Genomic DNA, 12,456 nt, shown 5'->3' on the forward strand with positions numbered 1-12,456 from the left:
CCACCTTCTGCCGTCCTCACATAACGGTACAACCCCAACGATCCTCCCCCGCCAGGGGGAGGATCATCGATCAGCTTTTGCGCTCAAACCGAGAAAAGATTGTTTCCCCGCGAAGGCGGGGACCCAGACTGGACTCCCGCCTTCGCGGGAGAACATGGAAGCGCGGACCATCCCTCGTCACTAGCCATGAGCCACGTCCTTGCAGCGAGGGGATAGGCACCTTCTTCGAGGGGCACGCCCCGCCTACGCTTGTACCCGCGCCCTGACCCGCTAGGGACACCCCTACATGCGTCGCGCCCTGCTAGCCCTCGTCCCGCTGATCGCGGTCCTCTTCGTCTCGGCGCGCGAGCCCTCGAAATCGGCGACGGCGCCTGCCATCTCCCCGGCCGCGCGAGATCGCGGCGTCTATCGGCTCGCGACCGATGCCGAGGCGCGCTGGATTCCGTTCGACCTTACCCCGGGCAACCAGATCCGCTTCACGATGCAGCTTGACGGACGCGACGTCACCGCGATCCTCGACACCGGCGTCAGCTACAGCTTGCTCGCCAAGGCCTCCCCCGCGCTCGACACCGCCAAGCTGGTGGCCGGCGGCAGCGCGACCGCGATCGGCGGATCGGTTGCGCTCGGCTGGATGCCGACGCGTACGATCGCGCTCGGCGGTCTTGCGCGTATCGGCGGCGGCGTGACGGTCGCCGACCTGCCCGCGATCGCCACCGGCAGCATGTCAGCCGTCGACCTGCTGGTCGGCGCAGACATGCTCGCCGGCCACGCGCTCGACATCGATTATACCGCCAAGCGCTTTCGCCTGCTCCGCTCAGGGCGCCTGCCGTTCAAGGGCGAAACCGCGCCGCTCCGCGTTTCGACCGAGCGCAGCGTCTACGAAAGCACGATCACGCTGGGGGGCAGACGCCTCGCGCCGATCGTGGTCGACACTGGCGACGGCTCGTCGGTCACCGTTACGGCCGCGGGATGGCAGGCGGCGAACCTGAAGGCGTTGCGCACGACCAGCGCGATCTCGTTCGGGCTTGCCGGCCCGGCGGTCAGCGGCCTCGCGATCGTCCCCGAGATTAGCGTCGGCGAGATGGTTGCGCGCGAGGCCGAAGTCCGGATCGAGCCCGCGGGCGGCTTCTCGCAGGCGATCGGCACCGCAGGCCGGATCGGCTCGGGATTTCTCCAGAACTACCGCGTGCTGCTCGACCCCGGCGCACGGCGGATGGTATTCAGCCGCGGTCCCAAAGCCGACCTGCCACCGCCGCGATCGACCAGCGGCTTGCTCATCGGCATCGAGAAGGACCGGCTGAAAGTTCTCCATGTCATGCGCGGCGGCCCCGCGGCCGCGGCGGGCTGGAAGGACGGCGACCTGATCTGCAGCATCGACGGCGTGCCGATCGCCGCGGACTATGCGACCAGCCCGATCGCGGCATGGTCGGCGGGCGCGCCGGGTCGGATCGTCACGCTCGGCTTGTGCGACGGCACCATACGCAAGCTCGAATTGACGCATTTTTATTAGGACTGCCCATGTTTAGCCTGCGTCACCGATCGGGGCAGGCTTTTGTCCTGCTCCTCATCGCCTTCGCCCTCCGCAGCCCGTTATTCGGCAATCCGGTGATCCACAGCGACGAGCAATTCTACCTGCTGGTCGGCGATCGCCTGCTCCACGGGGCGTGGCCGTTCGTTGATATCTTCGATCGCAAGCCGGTCGGCCTGTTCCTGATCTTCGCCGGCATTCGCAGCGCCGGCGGTAACGGCATCGTGATGTATCAGCTTGCCGCGACGCTCGTGGCGGCGGGGACGGCGTTCCTCGTCGGTCGCATCGTGCACCGGCTTACCGCTCCCGGATCGCCCGCACGCCCCGGATCGCCCGCGCGCCCCGGTTCGCCCGCGCGATCCTCTGCGACGGCATTCACGGCAGAGCTCGGCGCCAGCCTGATCTACCTCGTCTGGGTGATGATCTTCGACGGCGCAGGGGGGCAATCCGCGATCTGGGGCAACGCGCTCATGGCCAGCGCCGCGTTGCTGGTGCTCGGCCGCGATGCCGTTGATCGTTGCGTCGGTTCGCGCGGGGTCGGCGCGATGCTGCTCATCGGCCTGGCGATGCAGATCAAATATACCGCGATGTTCGAGGGGATATTCTTTGGTCTGGTCCTGCTCAAACAATCCCATGAAACCGACCGCTCGATCGCGCGCCTGATCCGAAACGCCGCGTTCTGGGTCGCCGCGGCGCTGTTACCAACCGCGCTCGCCTGGGTGGTCTATGCGCTGGCGGGTCACAACGACGCGTTCGTGTTCGCGAACTTCCTGTCGATCTTCGGCCAGCAGAACGATGACGGTTTCGGCTCCAGCCTGCTCAAACTGGCAGGCGCGCTTGCGTTGAGCTGTCCACTGGTCGTCCTGGCGTGGCACGGTCGGCGATCGGCACCGTTCGCGATGGGCTGGCTCGTGGCGGCGGGTCTTGCCGTCATCATCATGCGCAACTTCGAGCTGCTGTACCTGCTACCCGTCGCGCTTCCGCTCGCCGTCGCTGCGGGCACCGGCCTGGCTCGCGTTTCGACACGTGCCCACCGCAGATCGCTGATCGCGGTGCTGCTGTTCGGCGTGGTCGCGGCGGCGGTCCTCGGCGGGATACGCGTCGCCCGTCGCGGTACGGCCCGACAGGTCGCGGCACTCGTCCACATGGTCGGGCAGCATCCCCCAGGCTGCCTGTTCACGTTCGGCAGCGAACCGATCCTGTATTATCTGACACAGTCGTGCCTGCCGACGCCGTACATTTTCCGCAGCCATCTCAGCCGGATGACCGAGGCGCATGGCCTGGGCATCGATCCGGCCACCGAGACCGCGCGTCTGCTCGCCGCCAATCCCGGCGTGATCGTCGTCCGTGCGGACAAAGCCGATACCAACCCCGCAACCCGGGCACGCGTGGCGGCGGCCATCGCCGACCGCTATCGGTTGGTGGGCGTCGTGAAGGTCGGCGCCTTGCCGCACACGGTGTATCGCCTGAACCGCTAAGCCGTCAGGACTTGAACGCGAGCCCGATCGTGACCGCGAGGGCGATCAGCGCGAGCATCTGGACGGTCGGCCAGTCGACCCAGCCGACCGAGTCCGGATCGTGCCGCCGTCGCCGGCGTCGTTCGCCGAACCCGGCGGCGATGGCTAATGCGGCGAGCCCGCCACTCGCGCTCCACAACACCGCGCTCATCGTTCAGCCGAGCTTCTCGACCTTTTCCTGCAACTTGGCGAGTTCGCTGCGCAATGCTGCAATCTCGTCGTCCTTGCTGGCGGCTGGGGCCGGCGTCGTCGCGGCCGGCGTCATTGCCTGCGCGGCGACGTCGAACATCGCGAGGTTGCGCTTGGCGATATCGGCGAACGGCGAGTTCGCGAACGCGCCTTCGACCGCGGATTTGAACTGGTCGTGGTTGCGGCGGAAGCTGTCCATCGACGCCTCCAGATACCCCGGCACCATCGTCTGCATCGAATCGCCGTACATCGAAATCAGCTGGCGGAGGAAGTTCACCGGCATCATCGTCTCGCCACGGCTCTCCTCTTCCATGATGATCTGTGTTAAGACGTTGTGCGTGATGTCCTCGTCGGTCTTCGCATCGACTACCTTGAAGTCGCGCCCCTCGCGGGTCATCGTCGCGAGATGATCCAGCGTGATGTAGGATGACGACTCGGTGTTATAGAGCCGCCGGTTGGCGTATTTCTTGATGATGACGATTCCGTCGGCAGCCGGTTGCTTCTTCATGGATCCCCCGTCTTATGTTTGAAACGGAGGCTACAGTCTTTGATGACGCACCGCAACAAGGTCCGAGGCCCTTACCCTTGTTCCTCAATGTGCTGCGCAGCGAGACCGCAGCATCGCCCGAACGGATGGCGCGCGCGCTAGCCGGATTGCGCGCCTACCAGGCCGCACCACGAGAGAAGCGGGCCGATCCGATGCCCGCAATTCACCGCGCAGGTCGAGTTTCGCTGCGCGATTACGGTGGCAGCGGGCGCCCCGTCGTGTTCGTCCCGTCGCTGATAAATCCACCCGACATACTTGACCATTCGCCCGCGACTTCGCTGGTGCGATGGATCGCCGCGCAGGGATTTCGTGTCTGGCTGGTCGACTGGGGATCGCCCGGCAGCGACGACCGCGACCTCGATCTGGCGGCGCATGTCGAGCGCTTGCTGGTCCCGTTGCTCCAGGCATTGCCCGAACCGCCGGTACTGGTCGGCTATTGCCTCGGCGGCACGCTGGCGCTGGGGGCCGCGGCGATCACGCCAGTAGCCGGGGTCGCGACGATCGCCGCACCATGGCATTTCGCGGGTTATGGCGAAGGCCGCCCTACACTCGCCGCAACCTGGGCTGCGGTCAAACCCGCCGCCGCGATGCTCGGCCTGCTACCGATGGAAGTCCTGCAAGCCGGCTTCTGGCAACTCGACCCCGCGCGCACGATCGCCAAATACGAAGCGTTCGCCGACCTCGCCCCCGACAGCGACGCGGCGCGCGCGTTCGTCCGACTCGAGGATTGGGCGAACGCAGGTGCCCCCCTCCCCTACGCCGCCGCCGCGTCGCTGTTCGAGGACTGCATCGCCGACGACCTTCCCGGCAAAGGCGGCTGGGTCATCGCAGGCACCTCGGTCGATCCGCTCACACTCGCCTGCCCGACCGTCGAGTTCGTCTCGCTGAGCGATCGTATCGTCCCCGCCGCCACCGCGATCGGGCTCGCCGACCGCCGCGATCTCGGCGCAGGGCATGTCGGCATGATCGTCGGCCGCAGCGCGCGCGCACGCCTCTGGGAGCCGCTCGCCAACTGGATCGCCGCGCTCGGGTGACCTACATGGGGTCCAACCATAGAGGATCCTGACATGACCGATCTCCCCACCGACGTCGTCATCACTGCAGCCAAGCGCACGCCCGTCGGCAGCTTCCTGGGGGCCTTCGCCGCCACGCCCGCGCACGAACTCGGCCGCATCGCGATCGAGGCCGCGCTTGAACAGGCGGGCGTTGCGGGCGAGGACGTCTCCGAAGTGATCCTCGGCCAGGTCCTCACCGCGGCCCAAGGCCAGAACCCCGCGCGCCAGGCGTCGATGGCGGCGGGCGTGCCGAAGGAAATCCCCGCCTGGGGGGTCAACCAGGTGTGCGGCTCGGGACTCCGGGCGGTTGCACTCGCAGCACAGGCGATCCAGACCGGCGACGCGACCATCGTCGTCGCGGGCGGCCAGGAATCGATGTCGCTCTCCGCGCACGCACAGTCGATCCGTGGCGGCCAGAAGATGGGCAGCCTTGCCCTCGTCGACACGATGGTCAGCGACGGCCTGACCGACGTCTTCAACGGCTATCACATGGGCATCACCGCCGAGAACCTCGCCGAGCAATACCAAGTCACGCGCGGTGAACAGGACGCCTTCTCGGTCGCCTCGCAGAACAAGGCCGAGGCGGCGCGCGGATCGGGCCGTTTCAAGGACGAGATCGCACCCGTCACGATCAAGGGCCGCAAGGGCGACACGGTCGTTGCAGACGACGAATACATCCGCGCCGGCGCTACGATCGAGAGCGTCTCGGGCGTGAAACCCGCGTTCAAGAAGGACGGCACCGTGACGGCGGCGAACGCGAGCGGCCTCAACGATGGCGCCGCCGCGCTCGTCATGATGCGCCGCGACGAAGCCGAACGCCGCGGTTCGACCATCCTCGCGACGATCAAGAGCTGGGCCTCGGCCGGCGTCGACCCGTCGGTGATGGGGATCGGCCCCGTCCCCGCCACCCGGCGCGCGCTAGAGAAGGCCGGCTGGACGCTCGCCGACCTCGACCTGATCGAAGCCAACGAAGCCTTTGCCGCACAGGCCTTGTCGGTCGGCAAAGAACTCGGCTGGGACGCATCGAAGGTCAACGTCAACGGCGGCGCGATCGCGATCGGCCACCCGATCGGCGCGAGCGGCGCGCGCGTCCTCACGACGCTGATCTACGAGATGCAGAAGCGCGACGCGAAGAAGGGCCTCGCGACGCTGTGCATCGGCGGCGGCATGGGGATCGCAATGTGTATCGAGCGGTAAGGGCTTCTCCTCTACCGGCCGCTCTTCGCGGGGCGGCCGTTCAGGACCAAGATCGGCAATAGCGCGCGCCCATCCCGGTCAGCAGCTCATATTGCGACATGCCCGACAGCGCTGCGGCGTCGGGCAGCGCAAAGTCGAGCGCGATCCATGCGCCTTCCCGAATATCCGCGACCCCCGTCACGTCGATCGCGAGAAGGTCCATCGACACCCGGCCGATCACGGGTACGCCGCTGCCGCCAACCGACCCGCTGCCGCGATCCGAAAACCCGCGGAAATAGCCGTCAGCATAGCCCAGATTGATGATCGCCACCTCGGTGTCGCGGGAGGCGGTCCAGGTCGCGTTGTAGCCGACGGTATCACCTGCCGCGACGCGACGGCGTTGGAGGATCTGCGCTTCGGGGGTCACTACCGGCCGGACCACGCCGGCCAGCTCGCTGCGGGGGATGCCGCCGTACAGCGCCAATCCCGGCCGGGTCAGGTCGAATGCATAGCCTTCGAGCGCGATACCGGCGGAGTTGGCGAGGCTCATCCGACGCGCCGATGTTCGTCCGGCCAGCCCGGCGAACGCCGCACGCTGGACCGCGTTCATCGGTGAGTCTTCGTCGGCGCAGGCGAGGTGGCTCATCAGCGTTTCGATTTCGACACCGTCGAGCAAGCCGCTGGCGATGTCGTCTGTCGAGATCCCGAGGCGGTTCATGCCGGTGTCGACCATGACGTCGCACGGGCCTGCCCCCGCGGCTTTCCAGCGGGCGACCTGGGTGGGGGTGTTGAGGACCGGGCGGGCGAAGCCGGCTGCGGCGGCGGGCATGTCCTCGTCGCGGACGCCGTGGAGGACAGATATCGTCAGGCCCAGCGGCGCGAGTTCGGCGGCTTCCTGCCAGTTGGAGACGAAGAAGTCGCGGCAGCCGGCGCCTGCGAGGCGGCGAGCGACCTCGATCGCGCCCAGGCCGTAGCCGTTCGCCTTGACCGCCGCGCCGCATGCCGCGGTGCCGCTCATGCGGTCGAGCGTGCGCCAGTTCTGGACGAGGGCGTCGCCGTCGAGGCGCAGGCGAAGGGGGGCGGGAATGTCGATCACCCGGCGCGGGATAGTGAACCGGGCTCCGCGCGTCGATGACCTTTCACCCCGCCGGCCCCGACTTGGCCCCGATCCACCGGGCGTGTCGCTTGGCTAGCCGACCTCGACACGCCCGACCGGGACCAGCAGGCGGCGGCCACCATCGTCGAGCGGCGCAACGCGGACACCGAACACGCGGGCAAGTGTCTCCGCGGTCATCACCTCGGCGACCGGACCGAACGCGACGATGCGACCATCGGCGATCAGCAGCGCGTCGTCCGCAGCGCGCTGCGCCTGGACGAGGTCGTGGAGGACGATCGCCACCCCTGCCCCGCCGCCCGCGTAGGCGCGCAGGCGGGCGAGCAGGTCGATCTGGTGCGAGGGGTCGAGGCTGGCGAGCGGTTCGTCGGCGAGCAGCCAGCGGGGTTCGCCTGCCAGGACGCGCGCGAGCAGGACGCGGGCGCGCTCGCCGCCGGAGAGTTCGCCGACCGGGCGATCGGCGAGGTGCGTGGTCTCGGTATCGTGCATCGCGCGCTCGACGGCGGCGTGGTCTTCGGGCGATGGAGCGGCATGCGCGCCGAGGTGCGGAAGGCGGCCGAGCGCGACGATGTCACGCGCGACGATGTTCCAGTGGACCGTCGCATCCTGCGGGAGGTAGCCGATCGCGCGGGCGCGGGCGCGCGGGTCCATCGTCGCGACGTCCTGCGTGTCGAGTCGGACGCTGCCCGCGCTGCCGCCGACGAGCGCGGCGGCTGCCTTGACCAGCGTACTCTTGCCAGCGCCGTTGGGGCCGAGGATCGCGGTGACTCGGCCAGGGCGGAGGTGCGCGGACACGTCGTGGAGGACGGTGCGCTTGCCGAGCTTCACGCGCAGCGCGTCGACGATCAGATCCATGCCCGGCCCCGTTCCTTGACCAGCAACCCGAGGAAGAATGGCGCGCCGATCAGCGCCATCGCGACGCCGAGCCGGACTTCGCCGGCGCCGGGGGCGAGGCGGACGAGGCTGTCGGCGGCGAGCACGAGCGCGGCTCCACCGAGCGCTGAGGGGAGCAGTAGCGCGCTCGGGCGGTGGCCGAAGATCGGGCGCAGCAGATGCGGCACGACGAGGCCGACGAAGCCGATCACGCCGGTCACGGCGACGCCTGCGCCGACGACGAGCCCGGTGCCGAGCACGACCAGCCACCGGACACGGCCCATCCTTATGCCAAGAGATCGCGCCGCCGCCTCGCCGAGCGACAGCGCATCGAGCGAGCGGCCGGTGAGCATCAACAGGACGCCGCCGAGCAGCATCGGCGGCAGGGCGAGCGCGATGTCGTCCCAGCCGCGATCGGTCAGTGCGCCCATGATCCAGTCGATCACCTCGGCGACCGCATAGGGATTCGGCGCGATCGAGATCAGGAAAGCGGTCAGCGCGCCGGCTAGGCTGGCGAGCACGGTGCCGGCGAGGATGAAGGTGATCGCGCTCGGCGATCGCCATGTCAGCGCGGCGAGGAGCGCGACCGCACCGCCCGCGCCGAGCATTGCAGCGGCGAAGATGGCAGGTCCCGAACCGGCCCCGAAGATGATCGCGGCGACTGCGCCGAGTGCTGCAACCGACGATATACCGACGACGGCGGGGTCGGCGAGCGGGTTGCGGAGATAGCCTTGCAGGACCGCGCCCGACAGCCCGAGCGTCGCGCCGAGCACGAGGCCGAGCACCGCGCGCGGCAGGCGGAGTTCGAGGATGATCCACCAGCGCGGGTCGCTCGAGAACCACGCGTCGAGCGGCACCCAGACTTTCCCGCAGCCGAGCGACAGGCCGAACAGGAGGATGACAAGGACGCCGAGGGTGATGAGTTTGGGCGTGCGGGTCATCCCGACATCTCCTCATCTACGCGCGCTCTACATATAGCCACTTCCCCGGCGGAGGCCGGGGCCCAGTTGGGGGACGTTCTTGACTGCGGGCAGCGCTGCATTACTCCAGCCTTGCCAACTGGGCCCCGGCCTCCGCCGGGGAGGAACACGGACGGTAAGCCGTTCGCAATTCCAAACGCTCGCGTCACAGCGCCGCCCGTATCGCGGCGAGGCGTTCGAGCGCGGGTGGAATGGTCGGGCCGCCGCAGTTGATCAGGACGCGGGGGAAGACGGCTTGCGGTGTACGCGGCAGCAGGCGGTGACGCAGTGCGGTGCCGCGGCTGGCGCGTTCGGGGGCGATCACGATCGCGGGCGGCTGAGTCACGATCGTCTCGGCGGACAGCGTGCCGGTATGCGTCAGGCCGTAGCTCGCAGCGGCGTTGCGGAAGCCGACGCGGGTCATCATCTCGTTCAGCAACGTGCTCCCCCCGGTTGCGAGATCGCCGCTTATATAGAGCAACGCGCTCGGCGGCATGTCATCCTTGGGCCCATCCTTGCGACCCCAGCGCGCCACCGCGCGATCGATATCGGCATTGATCCGAGCGCCACCCGCGGGCGCACCGACCGCGTCGGCGATCTGCTTCACCTGTGCCTGGCTCTCCGCGATCGAGTCCGGGATGCCGAGCAGCAGCGTCTTCAGTCCCGCCCGCGCGTAGGCCGCCTGGGTCGCGGGCGGGGTGTAGGTGCTGGCGATGACGAGATCGGGGTGGAGCGCGATCACCTCCTCGGCGGTCCCGGCGATGCCGCGAAACCGGCGCGCGACGGCGAGCGGGATCGATGTCGCGGACGGATCTTGCGAATAATGGCTGATCCCCGCGATCCGCGATGCTGGCAGGATCCGGACCAGCACCGAATCCACGCACGGATTGGTCGAGACGATCCCCCCGCCCCCGCTCGGCGGCGATGCGCAGCCCCCGAGCAGGAGCGCGAGGAGGATCGCCCCGCGCCTCACTTCAGCCGCAACCGCACGCCGCCATACGCCGCGCGACCGTAATTGCCGTAGCCCGCGATCGTCTCGTACCGCGAGTCGGTGAGGTTATCGACGCGGCCGTACAGTGCAATCTGGTCGGTGATCGGCATTTCCACGCGGACGCCCGCCAGCGCATAGCCGTCGAGTCGCACGGTGTTGGCGGCGTCGTCGAAGCTGTCGCCGACCATCGTCACGGTGCCGCCGACCGACAGCCCGAACGCGAACCGGTAATCGGCGTCGACGCTTGCGGTTTGCCTGGGACGGCGCGCGAGATCGTTGCCGAAATCGCTGCCGATCGAGCGGTTCTCGGTGTCGATATAGCTGTAGTTCGCGGTCAGCGTCAGCGCGTCGACCGGGCGCAGCGCCAAGGTAAACTCGACGCCGTCCGCCTCGGCGCGGGCGATGTTGTCGTAAACGCCGAACGGGCGGTCGATGCAGATCGAACCGGCGGTCGTCTGCTCCGCCGGGCTGCAATCGCGGAAGTCGATCTGGTTGCGCGTACGGCGGTTGAAATAGGTCACGCCTGCGCGGACCCGGTTGTCGAGGAACGCCTGCTCGACCCCGACGTCGAAGTTGCGCGCGGTCTCCGGATCGAGGCCGCGATTCCCGTAGTCGGAGAAGAGCTGGTACAGGGTCGGTGCCTTGAAACCTTCGCCATAACTCGCGCGGATCGTCGTGCCGGTGCGCAATGCCAGCGCCGCGTTCGCGCCAAATGTCGTGTGGCTGCCGAAATCGTCGTGATCGTCGTTGCGGACGCCGCCGGTGATCGTGAGGATATCGAGCGGCTTGACGATCAACTGGCCGTAGACGCTGGTGATGCCGGTATTCGCAAAGGTGAAGCCGTCGTTGAAGCGGCTGTTCTCGCGCTCGACTCCGGCGACCACGCGGACCTGGTCGAGCGGGCGGAAGTCGCCTTGGTATTCGTAGCGTTCGCTGCGGCCGCGACCGATGAAGGTCGGATCACTGCCGAAGCTCGGGTCGTAATTGTCGCGGTTGATGTCGGCGATCGTGAACGCGACGCGGTTGTTGAACCGCCCGTCAGCGAAGTTCGCGTGCAGCCCGGCATAGCCGTAAGCCTCGCGCGTCTTCGAATATTCGGGCGTGTCGGCGAGCACGTAATCGGGGGCCGGGAAGCCGTCGATCTCGACGCGGCTGTCGGCAAAATAGCCGCGCAGGTCGAGGCCGATGCCCGGCGCGAACTCGACGCCCACGCGCCCGGTCGCGCCATATTGGCGATAGCCGTCGCGCTCGGTGCCGCTGGCCGCCGACGAGATTCCGTCGGTGCGCAGATAGCCGCCGGTCAGCGAGCCCGACACCGGCCCGGACTTGCCCGAGACGCCCGCGCTCGCGAACGCGCTGTCGGCATAGCCATATTCGGCGTTGGCACGCGCTTGAATGCCTTCGGTCGGCGCGGCGGTGATGATGTTGACGACGCCGCCGATCGCCTGGCTGCCCCATGGCACGGAGTTCGGGCCGCGGAGCACCTCGATCCGCTCGACCGAGCTCGACAGGAGATTGCCGAAGTTGAAGCCGCCGCCGGTCGACGACGGATCGTTGACGCGGACGCCGTCGATCACGACGAGCGTCTGGTCCGCCTCGGCGCCGCGGATACGGACGCTGGTCAGCGCGCCGACCGTGCCGTTGCGCGTGACGGTGACACCGGGCGTGGTCGCGAGCAGGTCGGAGACGACAACGGTCTGGCGGCGCTCGATCTCGGCGCGGTCGATGACGGTGACTGCCTGGCCGATCTCGCTCAGCGGTTGCGCGGCACGGGTTGCGGTGACGACGACTTCGGAAGCGTCGGGATCGGGGATGGTCTGGGCATAAGCGGGCGCTGCGATCGCCGCGGCGCCGAGCAGAAGGAAGAATTTCGTCATGGGTACGTCCTAAGCAGAACCGCCTGCGACCATTCGCGGGGCGGCCAGACGTCTCTCGCTCGAGGAAACCCGGCTGGACCGGAGCACTCGTCCGCGCCGGACACCCGCCCGCGCAGTGGATCGACCGTGAGAGGCAGGTCTCCTGGCTTCCGGGTCATCGCGCCCACCCCGCCTTCCCAGGTCGAAACCCAGTGGCATATTCGGGGTGGCCGCTATCCGGTCACAGTTGCGGGTACAGCGCCGGTCTTGCGGATTCCCGCGCACCGACTTCCCTTTTGATCCCGTCGCCGGGAACCCTTCACGGGAGTGGCATTAGTCGCACGCCAGACACGGGTCAACGCGGGGGATAAGGAGCATCGACCCGCGATAGCACGCGCTGGCGGTAAAGCTGGCTCACCGTCTATCGCACCACCCCGGCGGAGGCCGGGGCCCAGTTGGGGAACGTCGCTGACGGAGCGCGGTCCTTCGTTACCGCGACCTTGCCAACTGGGCCCCGGCCTCCGCCGGGGTGGTGGCGTGTTGGTCAGGACGTCGCTTTCCCTTGTTCTCCTGCGAAGGCGGGAGCCCAGACTGGGTCCCCGCCTTCGCGGGGAAACATGCTGTCTTCGTTTCTCTTGGCAAGCGACGGAT

The 12,456-nt window shown here is 68.2% G+C and carries 11 protein-coding genes and 1 riboswitch; of the genes, 4 read left to right on the forward strand and 7 right to left on the reverse strand.

From position 1 onward, the window contains the following. The first annotated feature begins 286 nt into the window (after positions 1 to 286). Positions 287 to 1,510, forward strand: a complete 1,224-nt coding sequence (locus C8J46_RS05990) for a PDZ domain-containing protein (RefSeq protein ID WP_165886469.1) — start codon at positions 287 to 289, stop codon at positions 1,508 to 1,510. Positions 1,511 to 1,518: 8 nt separating this feature from the next. Next, entirely contained in the window at positions 1,519 to 3,006 is a 1,488-nt protein-coding gene (locus tag C8J46_RS05995; RefSeq protein ID WP_132736222.1) for a hypothetical protein, read from the forward strand. 4 nt (positions 3,007 to 3,010) lie between these two features. On the opposite strand, the gene C8J46_RS06000 is transcribed toward C8J46_RS05995, so the two are convergent. Together C8J46_RS06000 and phaR are read right to left on the reverse strand one after the other, a co-directional pair. Further along, positions 3,011 to 3,196 carry a hypothetical protein gene (locus C8J46_RS06000; protein ID WP_132736225.1) on the reverse strand — a complete coding sequence of 62 codons (186 nt, stop codon included), beginning with the start codon at positions 3,194 to 3,196 and terminating at the stop codon, positions 3,011 to 3,013. Between the two features lie 3 nt (positions 3,197 to 3,199). Then, positions 3,200 to 3,742 (reverse strand): polyhydroxyalkanoate synthesis repressor PhaR, encoded by a 543-nt coding sequence (phaR, locus tag C8J46_RS06005; protein ID WP_107961437.1) that lies wholly within the window; start codon positions 3,740 to 3,742, stop codon positions 3,200 to 3,202. 77 nt (positions 3,743 to 3,819) lie between these two features. Between phaR and C8J46_RS06010 the strand changes: the two genes are divergently transcribed. Together C8J46_RS06010 and C8J46_RS06015 are read left to right on the forward strand one after the other, a co-directional pair. Then, on the forward strand, positions 3,820 to 4,815 hold the full coding sequence (locus C8J46_RS06010) for an alpha/beta fold hydrolase (RefSeq protein ID WP_243643239.1): 996 nt from the start codon (positions 3,820 to 3,822) through the stop codon (positions 4,813 to 4,815). Positions 4,816 to 4,848: 33 nt separating this feature from the next. Then, positions 4,849 to 6,033, forward strand: a complete 1,185-nt coding sequence (locus C8J46_RS06015; RefSeq protein WP_132736230.1) for an acetyl-CoA C-acetyltransferase — start codon at positions 4,849 to 4,851, stop codon at positions 6,031 to 6,033. Between the two features lie 40 nt (positions 6,034 to 6,073). Here C8J46_RS06015 and alr read toward each other — a convergent pair whose 3' ends face one another. The 5 genes from alr to C8J46_RS06040 form a co-directional block, all read right to left on the reverse strand. Further along, on the reverse strand, positions 6,074 to 7,099 hold the full coding sequence (gene alr, locus C8J46_RS06020; RefSeq protein WP_207894125.1) for an alanine racemase: 1,026 nt from the start codon (positions 7,097 to 7,099) through the stop codon (positions 6,074 to 6,076). Positions 7,100 to 7,201: 102 nt separating this feature from the next. Then, on the reverse strand, positions 7,202 to 7,981 hold the full coding sequence (locus tag C8J46_RS06025; RefSeq protein ID WP_132736235.1) for an ABC transporter ATP-binding protein: 780 nt from the start codon (positions 7,979 to 7,981) through the stop codon (positions 7,202 to 7,204). Further along, a complete protein-coding gene (locus C8J46_RS06030) occupies positions 7,972 to 8,940 on the reverse strand; it encodes an iron ABC transporter permease (protein ID WP_132736238.1) in 969 nt (322 codons plus the stop codon). The genes C8J46_RS06025 and C8J46_RS06030 overlap by 10 nt, the downstream gene beginning before the upstream one ends. A gap of 184 nt (positions 8,941 to 9,124) precedes the next feature. After that, a complete protein-coding gene (locus tag C8J46_RS06035) occupies positions 9,125 to 9,931 on the reverse strand; it encodes an ABC transporter substrate-binding protein (RefSeq protein ID WP_132736241.1) in 807 nt (268 codons plus the stop codon). After that, the gene (locus C8J46_RS06040) at positions 9,928 to 11,826 is read right to left on the reverse strand and encodes a TonB-dependent receptor (RefSeq protein WP_132736243.1); all 1,899 of its coding nucleotides are present in this window, start codon (positions 11,824 to 11,826) and stop codon (positions 9,928 to 9,930) included. The genes C8J46_RS06035 and C8J46_RS06040 overlap by 4 nt, the downstream gene beginning before the upstream one ends. 114 nt (positions 11,827 to 11,940) lie before the next feature. Continuing rightward, a riboswitch (cobalamin riboswitch) is annotated at positions 11,941 to 12,140 on the reverse strand. Between the last annotated feature and the right edge of the window lie 316 nt (positions 12,141 to 12,456).

This window comes from Sphingomonas sp. PP-F2F-A104-K0414 (assembly GCF_004340945.1).
Lineage (GTDB): Bacteria > Pseudomonadota > Alphaproteobacteria > Sphingomonadales > Sphingomonadaceae > Sphingomonas.

What these genes read in the sequence shown, in the direction of transcription:
- C8J46_RS05990 (WP_165886469.1), top strand. Translation starts at nt 287, where the DNA reads ATGCGTCGCGCCCTGCTAGCCCTCGTCCCGCTGATCGCGGTCCTCTTC.
- C8J46_RS05995 (WP_132736222.1), top strand. Translation starts at nt 1,519, where the DNA reads ATGTTTAGCCTGCGTCACCGATCGGGGCAGGCTTTTGTCCTGCTCCTC.
- C8J46_RS06000 (WP_132736225.1), bottom strand. Translation starts at nt 3,196, where the DNA reads ATGAGCGCGGTGTTGTGGAGCGCGAGTGGCGGGCTCGCCGCATTAGCC.
- phaR (WP_107961437.1), bottom strand. Translation starts at nt 3,742, where the DNA reads ATGAAGAAGCAACCGGCTGCCGACGGAATCGTCATCATCAAGAAATAC.
- C8J46_RS06015 (WP_132736230.1), top strand. Translation starts at nt 4,849, where the DNA reads ATGACCGATCTCCCCACCGACGTCGTCATCACTGCAGCCAAGCGCACG.
- C8J46_RS06025 (WP_132736235.1), bottom strand. Translation starts at nt 7,981, where the DNA reads ATGGATCTGATCGTCGACGCGCTGCGCGTGAAGCTCGGCAAGCGCACC.
- C8J46_RS06030 (WP_132736238.1), bottom strand. Translation starts at nt 8,940, where the DNA reads ATGACCCGCACGCCCAAACTCATCACCCTCGGCGTCCTTGTCATCCTC.
- C8J46_RS06040 (WP_132736243.1), bottom strand. Translation starts at nt 11,826, where the DNA reads ATGACGAAATTCTTCCTTCTGCTCGGCGCCGCGGCGATCGCAGCGCCC.